Below are 20,918 nucleotides of genomic sequence, written 5' to 3' on the forward strand. Positions count from 1 at the left end.
CCTCCCATACAAAACAGGGGAAGGCGGGGCACGCGGCCCCGCGTCACGGCTTAGGAGGACTTGCGCACGCGCAGGTACCACTCGCACAGCAGGCGCACCTGCTTGGCCGTGTATCCCTTTTCCACCATGCGCGCCACAAAGTCGGCGTGCTTGGTCGCTTCTTCGGAGCTGGCCTTGGCATTGAACGAAATCACCGGCAGCAATTCCTCGGTATTCGAGAACATCTTCTTCTCGATCACCGTGCGGAATTTTTCATAGCTGGTCCAGGACGGGTTCTTGCCGCCATTCGTGGCCCGTGCACGCAAAGCGAAATTGACGATCTCGTTGCGGAAGTCCTTGGGATTCGAGATCCCGGCCGGCTTCTCGATTTTTTCGAGCTCGGCATTGAGGGCTTCGCGGTCGAAGGATTCGCCGGTATCGGGATCGCGGAATTCCTGATCCTGGATCCAGAAATCGGCGAAGGTCACATAGCGGTCGAAGATGTTCTGGCCGTATTCGGAATAGCTTTCCAGATAGGCGGTCTGAATTTCCTTGCCGATGAAATCGACATAACGCTGCGCGAGGTGCTCCTTGATATAGGAGATGTACTTCTGTTCGGTCTCGGGCGGGAATTGCTCGCGTTCGACCTGCTGTTCGAGCACGTACAGCAGATGGACTGGATTGGCCGCCACTTCGGTGTTATCGAAGTTGAAGACCTTGGACAGGATCTTGAAGGCAAACCGGGTCGACAGGCCGGCCATGCCTTCATCGACGCCGGCGTAATCCTGGTATTCGTGGATCGACTTGGCCTTGGGATCGGTGTCCTTGAGGTTTTCGCCATCGTAGACCAGCATCTTGCTGAAGATGCTCGAATTCTCGGGCTCCTTCAGGCGCGAGAGCACGGCGAATTGCGCCATCATCTTCAAGGTGCCCGGCGCGCATGGCGCCTTGGACAGCGAGGAATTGCGCAGCAGCTTGTCGTAGATGCGGATTTCGTCATTGACGCGCAGGCAGTAGGGCACCTTGACGATGTAGATGCGGTCGAGGAAGGCCTCGTTATTGCGGTTGTTGCGGAAGGTCTTCCATTCCGATTCGTTCGAGTGGGCCAGAATGATGCCCTCGAAGGGAATCGCACCAAAGCCCTCGGTCCCCTTGTAATTGCCTTCCTGGGTGGCCGTCAGCAGCGGGTGCAGCACCTTGATCGGCGCCTTGAACATTTCGACGAATTCCATCAGGCCCTGATTGGCCAGGCACAGGCCGCCCGAATAGCTGTAGGCGTCCGGATCGTCCTGGGCATAGTCTTCGAGTTTGCGGATATCGACCTTGCCGACCAGGGAGGAAATGTCCTGGTTGTTTTCATCGCCCGGTTCCGTTTTCGAAATGGCGATCTGGCGCAGCACCGAGGGATAGCGTTTGACGACGCGGAATTTGGTGATGTCGCCGCCGTATTCCTGCAGGCGCTTGACGGCCCAGGGGCTGGGAATGCTGCGCAGATAGCGGCGCGGAATGCCGTAGTCTTCTTCGAGAATCTTGCCGTCCTCGTCCTCATTGAACAGGCCGAGCGGCGATTCGTTCACGGGCGAGCCCTTGAGGCAGAAGAAGGGCACTTCCTCCATCAGGGATTTGAGTTTCTCCGCGATCGAGGATTTGCCGCCGCCCACAGGGCCGAGCAGATACAGAATCTGCTTGCGTTCTTCGAGGCCCTGGGCCGCATGGCGGAAGTAGGAAACGACCTGTTCGATGACCTCCTCGCAGCCATAGAAATCGCGGAAGGCGGGGTAGAGCTTGATGACTTTGTTGGAAAAAATGCGGGACAGGCGGGTGTCGGTACGGGTATCGACCAGAGTCGGTTCGCCGATGGCGGCAAGCATACGTTCAGGCGCGGAGGCATAGGTCAAAGGGTCTTTCTTGCACAAGGCAAGGTACTCCGACAGGGAGTACTCCTCTTCGCGATGACGCTCATAACGCGCTGCGTAGTTGTCGAAGATGGTCATGGTCTGTCCTTTTCTAAACGAGTCACTGTGTATGGCCGCGAAAAAAGTCTGGCGGCCCAGTCCCCTGGTGTGGTCGTACTCCTTCTTTTTCTTGTGGCGTTTCCAGGCGCTTTAGTTTCACGGTTTGTGAAACAAAAATCCTGTCACGTTAGTCGTTGTTTGTCCCAGATCAAACTGGTGTTTTTGGCGGAGAGCGCAAGCCCTGTGAATTCATTATGTGCCTCTTGGTTCTGGAAGTAAACAATTTAGCTTGTGATGAAATGTTACTGAACTAAGCCATTGATTTCGCCTGCGAAAACACGGATTCCGGCGTGTTGTATTGTGCTGATTTTTGCGTGCGCGAATGGTGCCCGGACAAGACAAAAAGTCTGCCTGAAGTTGAGTCGGCGTGGCGCACCGCATGCACATGTTTTCGTCCTGGCATGAAGGCTGTTAGACTCGCCGGATCAACCAAGGAGTCAGCATGATGAATGAGAGCTTGCGCCAGATCGTGCGCGCGATGCCGAAGGCCGAATTGCATATCCACATCGAGGGTTCGCTCGAGCCTGAACTGATCTTCGCGCTGGCCCAGCGCAATGGCGTCAAGCTCAGCTATCCGACGGTCGAGGCCCTGCGCGCGGCCTATGCCTTCACGGACCTGCAATCCTTCCTCGACATTTACTACGCCGGCGCCAGCGTGCTGCTGCACGAGCAGGATTTCTACGACATGACCATGGCCTATCTGCAGCGCGCGGCGGCCGACCAGGTGCGCCATGCGGAGATTTTCTTCGATCCGCAAACCCACACCGAGCGCGGCGTGCCGTTTGCCACCGTCATCAACGGCATCCACCGCGCCTGCCAGGAAGGGCCGATCAGCGCCAGTCTGATCATGTGCTTCCTGCGTCATCTGCCCGAAGAGTCGGCGCTGGCCACGCTCGAACAGGCGCTGCCGCATCGCGACAAGATCATCGGCGTCGGACTCGATTCCTCCGAAGTCGGCCACCCGCCCGAGAAGTTCGCGCGCGTGTTCGCCCAGTGCCGCGCGCTCGGCCTGCATGTGGTGGCGCACGCGGGCGAGGAGGGGCCGCCGGCCTACATCGCGTCCGCGCTCGACGTGCTGCAGGTCGAGCGCATCGACCACGGCGTGCGCATCCTTGAAGATGCCGCGCTGACGGCGCGCGTGGCGCAGGCCGGCATTGCGCTGACCGTGTGCCCGCTGTCGAATGTGAAGCTATGCGTGTTCCCCGAGATGGGCGCGCACAATCTCGTGCAGCTGCTCGATGCCGGTCTGGCCGCGACCATCAACTCGGACGACCCGGCCTACTTCGGCGGCTACATGAACGCCAATTTCGAGGCCGCCTTCGACGCCTTGCCGCTTGGCCTCGCGCATGCGCAGCGCCTGGCGCGCAACAGCTTCCAGGCCGCCTTCCTGCCGCCCGCGGCCAAACAGGCCTTCCTCGCCGAGGTCGACACTTACTTCGCTCAGATCTGATGTTTGCCCAAGCCCTGCGTATGAGCTGGCGCGACTGGCGCGCCGGCGAACTCCGTTTCCTCGTGCTGGCCCTGATCGTGGCCGTGGCCGCGCTGTCGGCCGTGAACTTCTTTGTCGACCGTCTGCGCAATGGACTCGAACGCGATGCCCACCAGCTGCTGGGCGCGGACTTGGTGATCGGCGCCGACCTGCCGATTGCCCAGAGCTGGCGCGACGAAGCGCGCCGGCGCGGCCTGCAGCTGGCCGAGACCGTGATCTTCCCCAGCATGGCGCAGCAGAACGATCAGGTCACGCTGGCGGCGGTGAAAGCCGTGAGTAGCGGCTATCCGCTGCGCGGCAACCTGCGTGTGAGCGCGCGCAGCGGCGATCTGGATGGCCAGCCGACGCGCGAGGTGCCGGCGCCGGGCACGGTATGGGTCGATGCGAATCTGCTGACCACCCTGCATACCGATCTGGGCGCCACCCTGCGCCTGGGCGAACGCAGCTTCCGCATCGCGCGCCTGATCGCGCTCGAACCGGACAAGGGCTCATCCTTCGTGAATCTGGCGCCGCGCGTGATGCTCGCGCTCGATGATCTGGAGGCCACGGGCCTGAGCGGCAACGGCGCGCGCCTCGGCTACTTTCTGCAGGTGGCCGGGCCGGATATGGGCGCCGTGGCCGGCTTCGAACGCTGGGTGCGCGCCGAAATCAGCCAGCGCAATCTGAAGGGCGTGCGGGTCGAATCGCTTGAAAACGGCCGTCCCGAGATGCGCGCCACGCTGGAACGCGCGAACCGCTTCCTGTCCCTGGTCGGCCTGCTGTCGGCCATGCTGGCGGCGGTGGCCGTGGCGATGGCCGCGCGCCGCTTCATGCTGCGCCATCTGGACGCCTGCGCCATGCTGCGCTGCCTGGGCCTGACCCAGAACCAGGTCAGCCTCATGTACCTGATCGAATTTCTGCTGGTCGGCCTGGCCGGCAGCCTGCTTGGCGTGGCCCTCGGCTTCGGCGCGCATTATGTGCTGATCGAACTGGTGGGCAGCCTGGTGGTGGACAGCGGTCTGCCGCCGGCTGGCTGGCTGCCCGCCGTGCAGGGCGTGGCCACGGGCCTGCTGCTGCTGCTTGGCTTCGCGCTGCCGCCGATTCTGCAATTGCGTAATGTGCCGCATAACCGCGTGATCCGGCGCGAAGCCGTGCCGCCGCAGCCGGCCGCCGTGCTGACCTATGGCCTGGGCCTGGCTGCGTTTGGCGCGCTGCTGTGGTGGCAGTCGGGCGACCCGCAAATCGCGCTGTACACGGGCGTTGGCTTCGTGGCCGCGCTGGCCCTGTTTGCGCTGGTGGCCTGGCTCGGCCTGCGTCTGCTGCGCGCGCTGCGCGGCAGCCTCACCCACCAGGGCTGGCGCTTCGCCCTGAACGGGCTGCAGCGGCGTCCCGGCGCCACGGTGCTGCAGGTGGTCTCGCTCGCGCTCGGCCTGATGGCCCTGCTGCTGTTGACCGTGGTGCGTTCGGACCTGATCAGCGCCTGGCGCGCCTCGACCCCGCCGGACGCGCCGAACCGCTTCATCATCAATATCCAGCCCGACCAGACCGCGTCCCTGCAGGCGCGCCTGCGCACGCTGGGTGTACCCGAGGCGACCCTGTATCCGATGATCCGCGGCCGTCTGCTGGCCATCAACGACAAGCCGATCACCGCCACCACCTATGCCAGCGAGGATGCGCGCCGCATGGCCGACCGCGAATTCAATCTGTCGACGATGAAGGACATGCAGAGCACCAACCAGATCGTGGCGGGGCGCTGGTATGTCGACGGTCCGGGCGTGGCCGAAGCCTCGGTGGAGCAGGGCATTGCGCGCACGCTCGGCATCCGCATCGGCGACGCGCTGCGCTGGAACATCGGCGGGCAGATCGTCGACGTGAAGGTCACCAGTCTGCGGAAGCTCGAATGGGGTTCGATGCGGGCAAACTTCTTCGTCATCATCAACCCGGCGGCGATGGCCAACACGGCGCAGACCTTCATGACGGCCTTCCATCTGGCGCCGGCCGCTGGCCAGGGCGTGGCCGCGCTCACGCGCGACTATCCGAATCTGACGGTGTTCGACGTCAGCGCCATCGTCAAGCAGTTGCAGGACGTGCTCGATCAGGTGATCGCGGCGGTGGAATTCCTGTTCGCCTTTACCCTGGCTTCCGGCCTGCTGGTGCTGTATGCGGCCTTGATGGGATCGCAGGAAGAACGGATGCGCGAGGCGGCGCTGCTGCGCGCGCTGGGCGCCACGCGGCGTCTGCTGGCGCAGGCGCAGTGGATCGAATTCCTGCTGGTGGGGGCGCTGGCCGGGGCGCTGGCCGCCAGCGGCGCAGCCGTCATGGGCTGGGCGCTGGCGACCTACCAGTTCAAGTTCGCCTGGAGTTTTTCGCCGCTGGTCTGGCTGGCCGGTCTCGGTGCGGGTGCGCTGTGCGCGGCGGTCGGCGGCTGGTTCGGTCTGCGCCGCGTGCTTACACAGCCGCCGCTGCAAACGCTGCGTGAGGCGTGAGCCCGCTCTGGTGGGCGCGCCAGGACAGCACCGGCTGCGCGAGTACGCGCGCCGGTAGTTTGAACAGGGCCCAGTACCAGGTCTGGCGCCCGCTCAGCACGCGCGCCGGCTGCACGTAGCGGTACCAGTCGCTCGCGTTGGCGCGGCTGTACATGCCGTCGCCGTCGTAAAAATAGGGCACCACCACGCGGTCGCGCAGGGCGCTCACCAGCGCTGGCGGGGCATCGGTGTCGCAGGCCATTTCGTAATGCGCCTGCATGCCTTCCTCGGTCTGCAGCACCAGCAGCGAGGCGTCGCCATTGGCTTCCAGGAGCAGCACGCCGGCCGGATCGGGATAGACATAGTGCTCGACGAAGCCGTGGCGCGCGCGCAGATCGTCGACCAGAGCCACCACATTGGCGCTATTGACGAAGCTGAGGAACTGCACCGACAGCAGTTCGCGCAGCACCTTACCCTGGTCGAGGAAAAAGCGCTGCTCGAGGCGGGCGATGTCCGATTCGAGCGTGGCCAGCGCGTCGCGGTCGCCCTTGCGGAAGTAGCGGTCGATCAGGCCGCGGTGGAAGGCGTCGATGGCGATCTTCTCATCGGCCGCGCCGGTGAACAGGATCTTCTTGCAGGGCAGGTCCTGAATCGCTTCGCAAAATTCCAGCCCGTTCATCTGCGGCATCGAGTAGTCGACCACCAGCACCGAAGGCGTATGAAAGCGCGCGCCGTCAAAGGCCGCGTGGTGGATGGCGCCGACGTCGCACGAGACTGTGCACTGGCCGCTGTCGAAATGCGCGGCCAGGCCGGGCACGCGCGGCGGGCTGTGGCTGCGCAGCCAGTCGATGGCGGCGCGCGCGTCGGTGAAGCCGAGCGTGGCCCGTTCGGGGCCGAACTGAAAGGCCAGGCTGCGCAGGAAGCTTTCGCTGTCGTCTACCAGCACGGTGGTACTCGGATGCAGGCTAAGGGCAAGGGGCTGCATACTCACTCCGGAAAGTCGATGACCATGATGGTGTAGGCGCCTGCGCGGGACAGGCAGCGGATGCGCGCGTGCCAGGCGTGCAGGATGTCGCGGCACAGGGCCAGGCCGATGCCCGATCCGGAGCCCGCGGGGAAGCTGACAAAGCGGTCGAAAATCACAGGCAGGGCGTCGGGCCCGATGCCGCAGCCGGTGTCGATGAACAGCAGGCGGCGCTTGTCGACGATGACGCGCACGCGCCCCTTGCCGGCGCGGCGGATCGCCTTGAAGGCATTGCGCAGCAGGTTAAGCAGCACCACCACGCACAATTCCTGCTGGCCGTGAAACTGCAGCTCGTGGCGAATCTGGATGGCGACCGCAGCGCGCTGCTCCTCGCCGGTGAACGGATAGCGCTCGAGCATGGCCTCGAGGGCGGCGCGCACCGATACCGTCTCCGTATCGGCCGGACGGCGTTCGATCGCGCTGGCCGACAACAGAAACAGCTCGATCAGCTGATTCATGTGGCGCACCTCGAACTGGATGCGCTCCAGCGCCGGATGCTGGAGCTGGCGCGTGAGCCCGCGCGCATTGGCCTCCACGCTGGCCAGCGGCGTGCGCAGTTCGTGCGAGACGGTCGCCAGACCCTGGGCCATGCCGGCCAGCTTTTCCTGCTCCAGCACGCGCCGTCCCACCTTGGCCAGCGAAATCACCACGATGGTGAAGACATGCACGGGCCATTGGGCCAGTACGGCGCTGGAGAACAGCGGCGCGTCCGGCGCCAGCGACCAGGCCAGCAGGGCCGCCGCCGCCGTGCCGAGCAGGTAGGCGCCCAGGGCCATCGCAGTCGGGAAGTGAAACAGCACGATCAGCGCGATCAGCAGCGACTGCGACCAGACGGGCGAGGCCCCGTTCATCAGGTACATGAAGGTGAAGAAGAAGGGCAGCTCGAAGCACAGACCGAGAAACAGGTAGGGCGCCAGCAGGCGCGCCGGCATGCGCTCGCGCAGGAACAGCGCGGGCAGGCAGATCAGCACTCCGGTCAGGCGCAGGCCCAGGTTCTCGTAGGGCTGGGGGAACCACATGGTCCAGACCAGGAAGTAGAGCGGCATGCCGATCACGGCCACCCAGGCCAGGGCCATCAGGCGCATGGTGACGTCGCCATGGCGGTGCGTGCTGTACAGCCAGCCGCGCGCAAAGCGCTGCATCGGACGCAGCCAGGGGTCGGAAGGATCGGAAATCGCGGTCGTCGGCATAGTTGAGGTATATCAAGAACGCAGGGTGGGCCATTTGATATTTCTCAAACCTCGGTCTGGTGTTCAGGCGGCTTGTTATAGCGCTAACGAAAATGGAACTCCTTATTCATTCGGAGGAAGCTATGACCGCCATCCGCAAGACCCCCGCCCCGGCCGAGCGCCGCCTGCCACCGTTTATCACCCGCCGCATGGACGATCACTACGTCGAGCGCGTGCAGAAGCTGCTCGGCGGCGAGCATATGCATGTGTGGGCGCCGGCCCCGCAGGACGCGCTTTACCTGGCCAGTAACGACTATCTGTGCCTGCTGCGCGAGCCGGCTTTGCGCACAGCGCAGGCGCGCAGCCTGCTGGCGCAGGACGGGAGCCTGCTGATGTCCTCGGTGTTCCTGCAGGCGGGCAGCCGCCAGCACCGGCTGGAGGCGCGGCTGGCGGATTTTCTCGGCGCCGGCGACGCCGTGCTGACCCAGTCCGGCTGGGCCGCCAATGTCGGCCTCCTGCAAAGCCTGGCCGGGCCGGGCGTGCCGGTCTACCTCGACATGCTGGCCCATGCCTCGCTGTGGGAGGGCGTGCAGTCGGCCGGCGCGCAGGGCATCGGCTTCCTGCATAACGATATGCGCCACCTGGCGCGCCAGCTGAACCGGCATGGCGCCGGCGTGATCGTGGTCGATGCGCTGTACAGCACCAATGGCGCACTGGCGCCGCTGCCCGAGGTGGTGGCGCTGGCCGAGGCCAGTGGTTCGGTGCTGGTGGTGGACGAATCGCATTCGCTCGGCACCCACGGTCCCGGCGGGGCCGGTCTGGTGGTGGCGCATGGGCTGACCGAGCGCGTGCACTTTCGCACCGCCTCGCTGGCCAAGGCCTTCGCCGGGCGCGCGGGCCTGGTCAGCTGCTCGCCCGAGTTCAAAGGCTATTTTCTGTCGGCCTCGCGGCCGGCGATCTTCAGCTCCTGCCTGCTCGATCACGAGCTGGCCTGGTTCGATGCTGCGCTGACCCTGATCGAGGACGCCGAGGAGCGCCGCGCCGCGCTGCGCCGCCACACGCGTCAGGTGCGCAGCGGCCTGCGCGCACTCGGCTATCCGGTCGACAGCGGCACCGAGCAGATTATCGCCCTCGAGGCCGGGCCCGAGCCGCGCACGCTGGTGCTGCGCAAGGCCCTCGAGCGGCGCGGCATCTACGGCGCCGTGTTCTGCGCGCCGGCCACGGCCAAGAACCGCTCGCTGGTGCGCCTGACTCTGAACGCCGGCCTCAGTCAGGCCGATATCGCGCGCCTGCTGGCGGCCTGCGCCGACATGCGCGCCGAGGTCGAGCTGCAGGCCTGGGCGCGGCCACGGACCGCGGCCGCTGCGCTATCATGCCAGGATGAGCGAAACGAACACCCCCACCCTGTATGAGATCCTCGGCGGCGCCGACAAGCTGCGCGAGATCGTCGACCGTTTTTACGACCTGATGGCGCTCGAACCCGAGTTCGCCGGTATCGCCGCCATGCACCCGCGGCCCGACGACAGCTCGCGCGAGAAGCTGTTCATGTTCCTGAGCGGCTGGACCGGCGGGCCCAGTCTGTTCATCGAAAAGTACGGCCACCCGATGCTGCGCGCGCGCCATCTGCCGTTCGCCATCGGCACCAGCGAGCGCGATCAGTGGCTGCGCTGCATGGCCTGGGCGCTGGAAGAGTGCGGCATCGAGCAGGAGCTGCGCCTGCAGCTGATGCAGGCCTTTTTCCAGACCGCCGACTGGATGCGCAACAAGGCCGGCTGACATGGGGCAGACCGAATTCCTCGTGCTGCTGCTGCTCGGCGGCGTGGTGGTCGCGCTGCAGGTGCTGGCCATGCTGCGCGGGCGCGGCGAGATCGAGCGCGAACTGCGGCGCGAACTGGCCAGCACGCGCCAGGAGCTGGCCGCGCTGCTCGCCCAAAGCCGCGACGAGCAAAGCGCCAGTCTCAAACGCGTGGGCGATTCGCTGAACCAGGTGATCAGCAATCTGACCGAGTCGAACGCGCGGCGCCTGCTCGAAGTGCGCGCCACGCTCGAGATGAAGATCAGCGATCTGCAGAACGATAACGCGCGCCGGCTCGACGCGATGCGCGAGACCGTCGACGAGAAGCTGCAAACCACGCTCGAGACGCGCCTGAGCGAGTCCTTCCGCCAGGTCAGCGAGCGGCTCGAGAAAGTGCACCAGGGCCTGGGCGAGATGCAGCAGCTGGCCGTCGGCGTGGGCGATCTGAAGCGCGTGCTGACGAACGTGAAAACACGCGGCACCTGGGGCGAAGTGCAGCTCGAGATGCTGCTCGAGCAGATGCTCACGCCCGAGCAGTACGCGAAGAATGTCGAGACCATCCCCGGCAGCGGCGCGCGCGTCGAATTCGCGCTGCGCCTGCCGGGCGGCAGCGAAGGCGGCCAGCCCGTGTGGATGCCGATCGACGCCAAATTCCCCAAGGAGCAGTACGAGCGCCTGCTCGACGCGGCCGAGCAGGCCGATGCCGAGGGCGTGGCCCAGGCCGGGCGCGAGCTGGAGAAGGCCGTGCGCCACGAGGCGCGCACGATCGCCGAAAAATACCTGGCGCCGCCGCACACGACCGATTTCGCGATCCTGTTCCTGCCAACCGAAGGCCTGTACGCCGAGGTGGTCAAGCGCAGCGGCCTGGTGGACGAGCTGCAGCGGCAGCAGCGCGTGAGCGTCGCCGGCCCCTCGACCCTGCTGGCCTTGCTGAACAGCCTGCAGATGGGATTCCGCACTCTGGCGCTGGAAAAGCGCGCCTCCGACGTCTGGCAGGTGCTGGGGGCAGTGAAGACCGAGTTCGGCAAATTCGGCGACGTCCTGTCGGCCACGCGCCAATCGCTCGAGCAGGCCGCACGCAAGATCGAGAGCGCCGAAGTGCGCAGCCGCCAGATGGCGCGCAAGCTCAAGACCGTCGAAGCCCTGCCCGCCGACGAAGCCGAACGCCTGATCGGCCCCGACTAACAATCCTGAACGGTGTCAGGTCCGGCAATCGGACATCTGAGAACTTTGGCTGCTGCCGATTGTCTCGTCGTTCGCGCGACAAGTCTGGTGGCGGAAAGTTCTCAGATGTCCGATTGCCGGACCTGACCCCGTTCCGTTATACGAGGCCGTCGAAGAGGAGGATGTCGACTTCGTCGCCGGCGGCGAGGTCGCCTTGCTCGGCCGGTAGCACGACGATGCAGTTGGCTTCGACCATCGAGCGCAGGATGCCGCTGCCTTGGTTGCCCGTCAGGCGCACGTGCTGGCGGCCGTCGCCGCCCAGCTCGACGATGCCGCGCTGGTATTCGGTGCGCCCGGGCCTCTTGCGGATCGGGCCTTGGCTGCGCACGCGCAGCAGTGGCAGCGGCAGGCTCGCGCCCATCATCGTCAGCAGCGCCTCGCGCACGAAAAAGTAGAAGGAAATCATGGTCGCGACCGGATTGCCGGGCAGGCCGAACAGCATGGCGCGCGCGCCGATGCGGCCGAATGCGAGCGGACGGCCGGGGCGCATGGCCAGCTTCCAGAAGGCGACTTCGCCCAGGCGTGCCAGCACGGCGCGCGTGTGGTCGGCGTCGCCGCTGGAGACGCCGCCGCTGGTGATGATGGCGTCCGCGTCGGCACTGGCGGCGCGCAGCGCGGCTTCGAGCGCGTCGGGGTCGTCGCGCACGATGCCGAGGTCGCGCACCTCGCAGCCGAGGCGGGCGAGCATCGCGCACACGCTGCTGCGGTTGCTGTCGTAGATGGCGCCGGGGCCAAGCGGCTCGCCGGCCGCGCGCAGTTCGTCGCCGGTGGAGAAGACGGCCACTTTCAGGCGCCGCCGCACGCTCACGCTGGCGATGCCGAGCGAGGCGATGAGGCCGAGGTCGGCCGGGCGCAGCACGCGGCCGGCGTGCAGGGCGGGGCGGCCGGCGCGCAGGTCTTCGCCGGCGAAGCGGCGGTTGGCGCCGGGACGCACGCTGCCGGCCGTGATCGTGATGGCGGCGGCGTCGGCCGCGCTGACCAGCTCAAAAGGGATGACGGTGTCGCAGCCGTCCGGCATCACGGCCCCGGTCATGATGCGTACGCAGGCGCCGGCGGCGACGCTGCCGGTATAGGGCTGGCCGGCGTAGGCGGTGCCGCTCACGCGCAGGCTGGCGCTGCCGCTGGCGGGCAGGTCGGCGCCGCGCAGCGCGTAGCCGTCCATGGCGGAGTTGTCGTGCGCGGGCACGTCGATCGGGGACATCAGGTCCTGCGCCAGTACGCGCCCCAGGGCCTGGGCCAGCGGCAGGGCTTCGACCTCGGGGACGGGGTTCAGCATGGCCTGGATCACGCGCTGGGCGGCTGGCACGCTCATCGCGTCAGGATCGTAGCTGGGCAGGGTGGCGGTGGCTTGGCTCAGGCTGGGCATGGCGAAGGTGTGCAGGTCGGCGCGGCTGTTCATGTTGCGGAAGGCGGCGGCATCCGGAAAGCGGACTTCGGCCACCTTCAGGCCGGGCCACCACCCACGCATTTTACGCCCGCCGCCGGCCAGATAGGCCTGTAACTGCGGCGCCAGTGCGGTCTTGAGCAAACTGCAGGTCGGGTGCAGGCGTAGCTGGCCGTCGTCCTCGGTGACGGCGACAGCCAGATCGGCCTGCTCGGCTTCGAGCGCGGCCAGCAGGCGCGCGGCCAGGTCGGCTGGCAGGAAGGGCAGATCGCAGGGCACGACCAGCAGCAGCGGCGTGCGCGCCGCGCTCAGGGCGCGCTCGAGTCCGGCCAGGGGGCCGGCGAATCCCGGCAGCCGATCGGGCAGCACCGGATGGCCGTAGGCGGCGTAGCGGTCGCCGTTGCGGTTGGCGCTGATGCTGATCTGGGCGCACTGGGGACGCAGGCGCTCGAGCACGTGTTCGATCAGCGGCCGTCCCCGCAGCAGTTGCAGGCCTTTGTCGGCCTCGCCCATGCGGCTGCCGCGGCCGCCGGCCAGCAGCACGGCGCTGATGCGTTCGTCCACCTTAGCCGCCGATGTAGGACATTTCGACCTTGCGCGCGCCGTCGCCCAGACCGGGCGTGGCAGCGGTGCGCAGCTCCGAATAGCGGTCGGCGCGGCCGCGCCAGATCTGGCCGATGGCGCCGGCCAGTTCGGCATCGCTGGCGCCGCCGCGCAGCAGCGCGCGCAGGTCGTGGCCGCTGCTGGCGAACAGGCAGGTATACAGCTTGCCCTCGGTGGACAGGCGCGCGCGCGTGCAGTCCTGGCAGAAGGCCTGGGTGACGCTGGAGATCAGGCCGATTTCGCCGCCGCCGTCGCGGTAGCGGTAGCGCGACGCGGTTTCGCCGCTGTAGTTGGGGGCGATCGGCTCGAGCGGCATGTCGGCGCTGATGCGGCGCACGATCTCGGCCGAGGGCAGCACTTCATCCATGCGCCAGCCGTTCGAGGCGCCGACGTCCATGTATTCGATAAAGCGCAGCACGTGCGGCGTGGCTTTGAAGTGGCGCGCCATTGGCAGCACCTGGTCGTCGTTCATGCCGCGCTTGACCACCATGTTGATCTTGATCGGGCCGAGGCCGGCCGCATGCGCGGCGGCGATCCCGTCCAGCACATCGGCCACGGCGAAGTCGACGTCGTTCATGCGCTTGAAGGTGGCGTCGTCGAGCGCGTCGAGCGAGACGGTGATGCGCTGCAGGCCGGCCGCCTTGAGGCCGCGCGCTTTTTTCGCCAGCAGCGCGCCATTCGTGGTCAGGGTCAGGTCGAGCGGCTGTCCGGCCGGCGTGCGCAGTGCGGCCAGCATGGCCACCAGGTCTTCCATGTTTTTGCGCAGCAGCGGCTCGCCGCCGGTCAGGCGGATTTTTTCGACGCCGTGGGCGACGAACACGCGCGCCACCCGCGTAATTTCCTCGAACGACAGCAGGGCGCTGTGCGGCAGGTAGACGTAGTCCTTGTCGAACACGTGCTTGGGCATGCAGTAGACGCAGCGGAAATTGCAGCGGTCGGTGATCGAGATGCGCAGGTCGCGCAGCGGGCGCGCCAGCTGGTCGGCCAGCAGACCGCGCGGCGTTTCGGGCGCGGCGTCGAGGCGGGCCGGGGCCGGCTGGATGGGGATGGTCTTAGACATGTGCATACGATAGCATGAGGCCCGCAAACGCACAGGCGCCCACCACCTGCAGGGTGCTGGCTTTGAAGCGGAATAGCAGCAGGCAGGCCGCGCCGAACAGGGCCAGCGCGCGCCAGTCGATGGCGCCGGCCTGCACGAACACGTGCTGGCCAAAGAACACGGCCAGGCTGAGGATGACGCCGACCACGGCTGCCGAAATCGCCGTCAGCGGCGCGGTCAGGCGCACGTTGCCGCGCGTCGATTCGACCAGCGGCCCGCCGGCCAGAATGAACACGAAGGAGGGCAGAAAGGTGAAGAAGGTGGCGACCCAGGCGCCGAGCAGGGCGCCGCCGGCGCCGCCGGTCTGCCAGCCGCCGAGGAAGCCGACGAAGGTGACGATCATGATCAGCGGGCCGGGCGTGCTCTCGCCCAGGGCCAGGCCATCGATCATCTGGGCCGGCGTCAGCCAGTGCCAGGTGTCGACCGCGCCTTGCACCACGTAGGGCAGCACCGCATACGCGCCGCCGAAGGTGAGCAGGGCGGCCTTGCTGAAGAAGCCGGCCATCAGCGGGAAGGTGGTGTCGTGGCCGTAATGCCGGACCAGTGCGACCCAGCTGTAGACGCCGAGCTGCAGACCGAAGGCAGCCGTCCAGGCCAGACGCCGCCAGGAGAACAGGGCATGCGGCGGCGTCGGGGTGTCGTCATCGATCAGGGCGCGGCCGTAGGAGGCGTGCGGTGCGCCGGCGTGTCCGCCCGCGCGGAAGTAGTGCGGCGTCCAGCGGCCGCCGCCCCAGCCGATCAGTGCGGCCGCCAGCACAATGGCGGGGAAGGGCAGGGCAAACCAGCTGATGGCGGCAAAGGCCAGCACGGCCAGGGCCATCAGCAGCGGATTGCGCAGCGTGCGGCCGGCGATGCGCCAGGCGGCGGCCAGCACGATCGCCACGACGGCGGGTTTGACGCCGTACAGCACGCCTGCCACGGCCGGCAGGTGGCCGAACGCCAGATAGATCCAGCTGAGCGCAACCAGCAGCAGCAGGGCCGGCAGCACGAACAGCACGCCGGCCACCAGTGCGCCGGGCAGGCGGTGCATCAGCCAGCCGATGTAGATGGCCAGCTGGGTCGCCTCGGGCCCCGGCAGCAGCATGCAGTAATTGAGGGCATGCAGGAAGCGCTGCTCCGACATCCAGCGGCGCCGCTCGACCAGTTCCGCATGCATCAGCGCGATCTGCCCGGCCGGTCCGCCAAAGCTGATGCAGCCGAGCTTCAGCCAGTACCAGAAGGCCTGGCCGAGCGTGAGGGCGGCGGGGAGCTGATCCTTGGGCAGCGCTGCGCTGGTGCTCATGCGTCAGATAAGGGCGGCGTCAAATGCAATGGCGGAGATTGTACGTGTTTACGCCGGATCAGGTGATCGGGATGTCGAACCAGCGCCGGCCCGGCGTGCGTTCGACGCGGATCTGCCCGCCCTGCAGCTTGTAGCTCAGGTAGGCGTGGTGGCGCGGCTGGCTCAGCACGGCGGGATTGAAAATGACGGTGTTTTCGCCGCCGCTGCGGCGCGCCGACAGCGTCACCAGGCCGGGGTGGCCTTCGTGGCGGATGCGCGCGCCGACCGACTGCGCGAAACTGTAATCGCTCTTGTGCAGCAGGTCGGGAAAGTCGGCCGCCTTGGGGCGCAGGTCGAGCAGGGCGGCGCGGCAATGCACGGTGTAGATGCGGCGCTCGGCCGTCACGGCCTCGTGTTCGAAACCGGCGTCGCGGATCAGGCCGTGATACCAGTGCCAGGCCGTTTCCCAGGCCGTGGTCTCGACGCTGTCGCTGCCGTACCAGACCCCGTAGCGGCCGTCGGAAAAACGGCTCTGCTGCCAGTGCGCGAACGGCCACTGGATGGCATTGAACCAGGCCGCGTCCTCAAACGGGCGGTCGATCACGGGCTGGGGCGAGCGGTAGACCGGCGGCTTGCTGGCGTCTTCGACCTGCTGGGCCAGGGCCCAGTCGGCCGCTGCTGGGCTGAGGTCGTCGAACAGGTCTTCGCTGACGCGCAGCGAGACGATATTGCGCAGCAGGCGCGCATCGACCTCGACCAGGGCGAGGCCGCTGAAGATGGAACTCATCCGCGTGCCCGGTCGAGATAGGCGCGCACCATCAGCAAGCCGGCAAAGCCCCATTCGCTGACCACCTCGACCGGCGTGCGCTGGTCGAAGGCGCGGTTGCGCGTGCTCATCCAGCGGTAGGCCAGCTCGCGGTTGTGCGGGAACAGCAGGCGCAGGTTCTTGTGGATGCCGAGCAGATGGCCGACGCGCTCGAACTGGTCGCGGCTGGTGCCGATCGGTTCGCCCTTGCGGTAGCGCGCCAGAGCGGCGCGGTTGCTCGGCGCGAGGCCGAGCAGGCTGGCCTGGTCCTCGGTCGACAATTGCCAATGGTCGAGCAGCGTCATGACCATGCGGGCCAGGGCGCTGCGGTCGGTGCTGGGGGCGCTAAAGCTGTCGGCAAGGGCTGGCATGGCAGTTCCTCCTGCCAGCCAGTATAGACGGTTGTTGCGAAGCTTGCAGAATGTGTTGCGATCGAAACGAATCAGTCCAGCCGGGCTTCGATCAGGGCCAGCAGTCTGGCCAGGCTTTCGTCCACCGATTCGACCGCGCTATTGAGCACGAGTTCGGGCGCGGCGGGCGCTTCGTAAGGGTCGCTGACGCCGGTGAAATTGGCAATGCCACCGGCCTGTGCGCGCCGGTACAGGCCCTTCACATCGCGTTTGGCGCAGACGTCGAGCGGGCAGGCGCAAAAGACTTCCAGGAATTCACCCGCCGGCATCAGCGCGCGCACCTGGTCGCGTGCCGCCTGATAGGGCGATACCAGAGCCACAATCGCGTGCACGCCCGATTGGGCGACCAGGCGTGCAATTTCGCCGGCGCGGCGGACGTTTTCCATCCTGTCTTCGCGGCTGAAGCCAAGGTCCTTGCAGAGACGGTCGCGCATGTCGTCGCCGTCCAAAATCACGCTGGCGTGGCCGCGTGCCCGAAGTTGTGCTTGCAGTTGCAGCGCCAGCGTAGATTTGCCGGCGCCCGAAAGCCCCGTGAGCCAAATGACTAAACCCTTTGGCTGGGTCGTAGAATAATTCATCGCGCTATCGTATGCGATGCGCGCTGAAGTGACCAGTCTTTACAGGGCGTCTTCCACTCGTTGAAAGCCACCTTTCGCCAGCCAGGCCAGATACCCGTTCTGGCGCTGGCGCAAGGCCCGCATGCGCACATCGGTGGCCGTCAATGGCCCGCGCCAGCGCTGCAGCGCCAGGGCCAGGCAGACGTCGCCATAGTGGTCTTGGGCCGCGCTACTACCTTCCTCATTTGCCTGACTGACTTTCATGTTCGCGCTCCTCGGAGTTCGTGTAAGCCCCTGTCGTCAATCACCCTTCTGCATTAGGCCGATTCCTACATGGGGATCAGTGTAAGTCCTAAAAGCGCTTCGGATTTGATTTTCATCAATGTGTGGTTTCTTGGAAAAAAAGAAGGGGAGCCGCAGCTCCCCTTGCTTGATGACCGGCTAGGCCAGTTTAGTCGGCGCGCGTGTGCACCTGGACCAGCGGCTCGCTGCTGACCGGCGGGACCGGCTTGCGCTCACGCGGCACACGGACCGGCGGCACGGACTGGGCAGCGGCTTCCTTGGCAGCACGCAGTTTTTCCGGATCGGTCGTGGCCATGGTCAGGCCGGCGGCGGCCAGCACCGCATTCAGATCGGCCGGGGCCGCTGCTTGCACGGGTGCGGGCTCGAGATTGAGCGCAGCCTGGACGGGCGCCGGCGATTCGAGCACCGGGGTGGCTTCCACCACCACCGGCGCAGCCTCCACCACCGGAGCGGCTTCATGCGCCAGCGGCGCAGCTTCCGCCACCGGAGCGGCTTCAGGCGCTGCGGGTGCAGCTTCGGCCACCGGAGCGGCTTCGGCCGCCGGGGCAGGCTCGGCCACCGGGGCAGGCTCGGCCACCGGGGCAGGCTCGGCCACCGGGGCGGCATCGGCCACGCTGGCGGCTTCCACCACCGGTGCCGAAATGACGACATCATCGGCGGCGCTCGGCGCCGGTGCGGCTTGCGCGGTCACCACGGCAGCCGGGGCTTCCACTGCCGATTCCACAGCGACCATCACCGGCGTTGCGGCCGGAGCCGGTTCCACCAGCTCGGCGGCTTCGGCACCCTCGGCTTCGCCCTCGGCGCCGTCGGCGCTTTCCACGCCGCTCAGTTCGGCCTGGTCGCGGTCGCGTCGATTGCGGTTACGGCCGCCACGACGGCGGCGGCGGCGCGGCTCGCCTTCACCTTCGACCACTTCGACGATTTCCTCGCCGTTCGGGCCAATGGTGGTGATGGTTTTCGGCACGGCCGGGGCCTCTGCCTGTTCCGGACCGGCATTCGCCACCAGGGCGGCGGCGACGGCTTCTTCCGGTTTGGCCTCGGCGGCCGGCTGCTGGACGCGCGGCTCACGCGGCTCACGCGGTTCGCGCGGCTTGCGTTCGCCACGTTCGGCACGCTCGCCACGTTCAGCGCGTTCGCCACGTTCCGGACGTTCGGCCTTAGCGGCCTGTTCCGGTTTGGCCGATTCGGCGCCCTCGCGCTGCGGCTTGTTGCGCTGGCGGCGGTTTTCACCTTCGGGCTTGGCCGTCACCTCGTCCTTGGCCTGCTCATCACGCTCGCCACGGCCACGGCCGTTACGGCCGCGCTGACGCTGACCACGGTTGCCGCGTTCGCCACGCTCGCCAGCTTCCTTCTTGGCCGGGGCCGCTTCGGGAGCGGCGACGACCGCTTCCGGCTTCTTGCGGAAGAAACCAAACAGGCGGCTGAAGAAACCTTCCTCCTCGACCGGGGCGGCGACCACTTCGGCGGCCTTGGGGGCTTCGACGCGGTCCACCATCGGCGCCGGCTGGGCCGGAGTGATGCTCTTGACCACGGCTTCCTGGCGCGGCTTGGCTTCTTCCTTCTGGCGCTTGCTGAAGGCCATGTCGGTGTCGGCCTGTTCTGCCAGCGTGTAGGACGCGGCCTGCAGTTCCAGACGCGGATCGTCGTGCTTGATGCGCTCGAGCTTGTAGTGCGGGGTTTCCAGATGCTTGTTCGGCACCAGGGTGACCGAGATGCGGTGGCGGTTCTCGATCTTCATCACTTCGCCGCGTTTCTCGTTCAGCAGGAAGGCGGCCACATCGACCGGCACCTGGACGTGAATCGTGGCGGTGTTTTCCTTCATCGCCTCTTCCTGGATGATGCGCAGCACCTGCAGGGCCGAGGACTCAGCGTCGCGGATGTGGCCGGTGCCCGAGCAGCGCGGGCAGGCCACGTGGCTGCCTTCCGACAGCGAGGGGCGCAGGCGCTGACGCGACAGCTCCATCAGGCCGAAGCGCGAAATCTTGCCCATCTGGACACGCGCGCGGTCGTGGTGCAGGGCGTCCTTCAGACGCTGCTCGACTTCGCGCTGGTTCTTGGCCACTTCCATGTCGATGAAGTCGATCACGATCAGGCCGCCCAGGTCGCGCAGACGCAGCTGGCGCGCCACTTCATCGGCCGCTTCACAGTTGGTGTGGAAGGCCGTCGTCTCGATGTCGGTGCCGCGCGTGGCACGGGCCGAGTTGACGTCGACCGAGACCAGGGCCTCGGTGTGGTCGATCACGATCGCGCCGCCCGAGGGCAGGGGCACGACGCGCGAATAGGCCGTCTCGATCTGGTGTTCAATCTGGAAACGCGAGAACAGGGGCACGTCGTCGCTGTAGCGCTTGACGCGGTGAACCATGTCCGGCATCACATGGCTCATGAACTGGTGTGCCTGTTCATAGATCGTGTCGGTATCGATCAGGATCTCGCCGATATCGGGCTGGAAGTAGTCGCGGATGGCGCGGATCACGAGCGAGGATTCCTGGTAGATCAGGAAGGCGCCCGAGGCCGACTTGGCGGCGCCTTCGATGGCGCGCCACAGTTGCATCAGATAGTTCAGGTCCCACTGCAGTTCTTCGACCGTGCGGCCGATGCCTGCGGTGCGGGCGATCACGGACATGCCGCCGGGGATGTCCAGCTTGTCCATGGTTTCGCGCAGTTCCTGGCGTTCTTCGCCTTCGACGCGGCGCGAGACGCCGCCGCCACGCGGATTATTCGGCATCAGCACCAGGTAGCGGCCGGCCAGGGAGATGAAGGAGGTGAGTGCGGCGCCTTTGTTGCCGCGCTCCTCTTTCTCCACCTGCACCATGATTTCCTGGCCTTCGCGCAGGGCTTCCTTGATGGAGGCGGTGCGCACGTCCACGCCTTCGCGGAAGTAGGTGCGGGCCACTTCCTTGAACGGCAGGAAGCCGTGGCGGTCTTCGCCGTAATTGACGAAGCAGGCTTCGAGCGAGGGCTCGATGCGCGTGATCACGCCCTTGTAGATATTGGATTTGCGTTGCTCGCGCCCGGCCGTCTCGATATCGATATCGATCAGGCGCTGGCCGTCAACGATGGCGACGCGCAATTCTTCCTGCTGCGTCGCGTTGAACAACATGCGTTTCATTGTGTACTCCGCGGCCTCGAGGGCCGTTCAAGCCACCGGTGAGGGTGGCAGGACCAGTTGGAGTACGCCGGAGAGACAACGCGGGAGGTGGGTATGCCTTGACGCACGGCCAGACCGCTGAAAAAGCGGCCACCGTGACGGGGCGCAGACGGGCCAATCGTCAAACCGAGTGATAACAACAATCCTGCGATATCCCCGCCACAGGCAGGGGCGCACATCCGGCCAGCCCGAAGGCGGCCTGGGGCGCG

General features: G+C 66.6%; 16 protein-coding genes. 5 read left to right on the top strand and 11 right to left on the bottom strand.

Going from position 1 to position 20,918, the window contains the following annotated elements:
* Window positions 1-50: 50 nt before the first annotated feature.
* Entirely contained in the window at window positions 51-1,973 is a 1,923-nt protein-coding gene (locus tag LZ005_RS00360; RefSeq protein ID WP_237803012.1) for a PrkA family serine protein kinase, read from the bottom strand.
* 463 nt (window positions 1,974-2,436) lie between these two features.
* On the opposite strand from LZ005_RS00360, the gene LZ005_RS00365 reads away from it, so the two are divergent.
* Both LZ005_RS00365 and LZ005_RS00370 read left to right on the top strand, forming a co-directional pair.
* Entirely contained in the window at window positions 2,437-3,444 is a 1,008-nt protein-coding gene (locus tag LZ005_RS00365; protein WP_237803014.1) for an adenosine deaminase, read from the top strand.
* Entirely contained in the window at window positions 3,444-5,948 is a 2,505-nt protein-coding gene (locus LZ005_RS00370; protein ID WP_237803027.1) for an ABC transporter permease, read from the top strand. Before LZ005_RS00365 ends, LZ005_RS00370 begins: the two co-directional genes overlap by 1 nt.
* Here LZ005_RS00370 and LZ005_RS00375 read toward each other — a convergent pair.
* Window positions 5,911-6,912: a response regulator gene (locus LZ005_RS00375; RefSeq protein WP_237803030.1), complete on the bottom strand. Its 1,002-nt coding sequence runs from the start codon at window positions 6,910-6,912 to the stop codon at window positions 5,911-5,913. The genes LZ005_RS00370 and LZ005_RS00375 overlap by 38 nt on opposite strands.
* 2 nt (window positions 6,913-6,914) lie before the next feature.
* Entirely contained in the window at window positions 6,915-8,141 is a 1,227-nt protein-coding gene (locus LZ005_RS00380; RefSeq protein ID WP_237803032.1) for a HAMP domain-containing sensor histidine kinase, read from the bottom strand.
* A gap of 122 nt (window positions 8,142-8,263) precedes the next feature.
* Here LZ005_RS00380 and cqsA point away from each other — a divergent pair, with 122 nt between their 5' ends.
* Genes cqsA through LZ005_RS00395 form a run of 3 tightly spaced genes read left to right on the top strand, consistent with a single transcriptional unit; the run spans window position 8,264 to window position 11,100 of the window.
* On the top strand, window positions 8,264-9,532 hold the full coding sequence (gene cqsA, locus LZ005_RS00385) for an alpha-hydroxyketone-type quorum-sensing autoinducer synthase (RefSeq protein ID WP_237803034.1): 1,269 nt from the start codon (window positions 8,264-8,266) through the stop codon (window positions 9,530-9,532).
* The gene (locus LZ005_RS00390; protein WP_237803036.1) at window positions 9,501-9,896 is read left to right on the top strand and encodes a group II truncated hemoglobin; all 396 of its coding nucleotides are present in this window, start codon (window positions 9,501-9,503) and stop codon (window positions 9,894-9,896) included. Before cqsA ends, LZ005_RS00390 begins: the two co-directional genes overlap by 32 nt.
* Window position 9,897: 1 nt before the next feature.
* A complete protein-coding gene (locus tag LZ005_RS00395; RefSeq protein ID WP_237803038.1) occupies window positions 9,898-11,100 on the top strand; it encodes a DNA recombination protein RmuC in 1,203 nt (400 codons plus the stop codon).
* Between the two features lie 136 nt (window positions 11,101-11,236).
* Here the strand turns inward: LZ005_RS00395 and glp are convergent, their stop codons facing one another.
* From glp to LZ005_RS00435, 8 genes are all read right to left on the bottom strand, one after another.
* Window positions 11,237-13,087 (bottom strand): gephyrin-like molybdotransferase Glp, encoded by a 1,851-nt coding sequence (gene glp, locus LZ005_RS00400; protein WP_373889285.1) that lies wholly within the window; start codon window positions 13,085-13,087, stop codon window positions 11,237-11,239.
* 1 nt (window position 13,088) lies between these two features.
* On the bottom strand, window positions 13,089-14,186 hold the full coding sequence (gene moaA, locus LZ005_RS00405) for a GTP 3',8-cyclase MoaA (protein ID WP_237803040.1): 1,098 nt from the start codon (window positions 14,184-14,186) through the stop codon (window positions 13,089-13,091).
* Window positions 14,179-15,507, bottom strand: coding sequence for a chromate efflux transporter (chrA, locus tag LZ005_RS00410; protein ID WP_237803042.1), 1,329 nt, complete (start codon window positions 15,505-15,507; stop codon window positions 14,179-14,181). Before chrA ends, moaA begins: the two co-directional genes overlap by 8 nt.
* 58 nt (window positions 15,508-15,565) lie before the next feature.
* The gene (locus LZ005_RS00415) at window positions 15,566-16,273 is read right to left on the bottom strand and encodes an RES family NAD+ phosphorylase (RefSeq protein ID WP_237803044.1); all 708 of its coding nucleotides are present in this window, start codon (window positions 16,271-16,273) and stop codon (window positions 15,566-15,568) included.
* On the bottom strand, window positions 16,270-16,662 hold the full coding sequence (locus tag LZ005_RS00420; protein ID WP_237803046.1) for an antitoxin Xre/MbcA/ParS toxin-binding domain-containing protein: 393 nt from the start codon (window positions 16,660-16,662) through the stop codon (window positions 16,270-16,272). Before LZ005_RS00420 ends, LZ005_RS00415 begins: the two co-directional genes overlap by 4 nt.
* A gap of 71 nt (window positions 16,663-16,733) precedes the next feature.
* Window positions 16,734-17,279, bottom strand: coding sequence for an adenylyl-sulfate kinase (cysC, locus tag LZ005_RS00425; protein ID WP_237803054.1), 546 nt, complete (start codon window positions 17,277-17,279; stop codon window positions 16,734-16,736).
* 39 nt (window positions 17,280-17,318) lie between these two features.
* Window positions 17,319-17,522, bottom strand: coding sequence for a hypothetical protein (locus LZ005_RS00430; RefSeq protein ID WP_237803061.1), 204 nt, complete (start codon window positions 17,520-17,522; stop codon window positions 17,319-17,321).
* Between the two features lie 187 nt (window positions 17,523-17,709).
* Window positions 17,710-20,670, bottom strand: coding sequence for an Rne/Rng family ribonuclease (locus tag LZ005_RS00435; RefSeq protein WP_237803063.1), 2,961 nt, complete (start codon window positions 20,668-20,670; stop codon window positions 17,710-17,712).
* Window positions 20,671-20,918 lie beyond the last annotated feature (248 nt).

Origin of the sequence: Massilia sp. TS11 (genome assembly GCF_022012445.1) — a bacterium.
In the GTDB taxonomy this organism is placed as follows: Bacteria; Pseudomonadota; Gammaproteobacteria; order Burkholderiales; family Burkholderiaceae_D; genus Telluria.

Coding starts and splice junctions, on each gene's coding strand:
- LZ005_RS00360 (WP_237803012.1), bottom strand. CDS start 1,973: ATGACCATCTTCGACAACTACGCAGCGCGTTATGAGCGTCATCGCGAA.
- LZ005_RS00365 (WP_237803014.1), top strand. CDS start 2,437: ATGATGAATGAGAGCTTGCGCCAGATCGTGCGCGCGATGCCGAAGGCC.
- LZ005_RS00370 (WP_237803027.1), top strand. CDS start 3,444: ATGTTTGCCCAAGCCCTGCGTATGAGCTGGCGCGACTGGCGCGCCGGC.
- LZ005_RS00375 (WP_237803030.1), bottom strand. CDS start 6,912: ATGCAGCCCCTTGCCCTTAGCCTGCATCCGAGTACCACCGTGCTGGTA.
- LZ005_RS00380 (WP_237803032.1), bottom strand. CDS start 8,141: ATGCCGACGACCGCGATTTCCGATCCTTCCGACCCCTGGCTGCGTCCG.
- cqsA (WP_237803034.1), top strand. CDS start 8,264: ATGACCGCCATCCGCAAGACCCCCGCCCCGGCCGAGCGCCGCCTGCCA.
- LZ005_RS00390 (WP_237803036.1), top strand. CDS start 9,501: ATGAGCGAAACGAACACCCCCACCCTGTATGAGATCCTCGGCGGCGCC.
- LZ005_RS00395 (WP_237803038.1), top strand. CDS start 9,898: ATGGGGCAGACCGAATTCCTCGTGCTGCTGCTGCTCGGCGGCGTGGTG.
- moaA (WP_237803040.1), bottom strand. CDS start 14,186: ATGTCTAAGACCATCCCCATCCAGCCGGCCCCGGCCCGCCTCGACGCC.
- chrA (WP_237803042.1), bottom strand. CDS start 15,507: ATGAGCACCAGCGCAGCGCTGCCCAAGGATCAGCTCCCCGCCGCCCTC.
- LZ005_RS00415 (WP_237803044.1), bottom strand. CDS start 16,273: ATGAGTTCCATCTTCAGCGGCCTCGCCCTGGTCGAGGTCGATGCGCGC.
- LZ005_RS00420 (WP_237803046.1), bottom strand. CDS start 16,662: ATGCCAGCCCTTGCCGACAGCTTTAGCGCCCCCAGCACCGACCGCAGC.
- cysC (WP_237803054.1), bottom strand. CDS start 17,279: ATGAATTATTCTACGACCCAGCCAAAGGGTTTAGTCATTTGGCTCACG.
- LZ005_RS00430 (WP_237803061.1), bottom strand. CDS start 17,522: ATGAAAGTCAGTCAGGCAAATGAGGAAGGTAGTAGCGCGGCCCAAGAC.
- LZ005_RS00435 (WP_237803063.1), bottom strand. CDS start 20,670: ATGAAACGCATGTTGTTCAACGCGACGCAGCAGGAAGAATTGCGCGTC.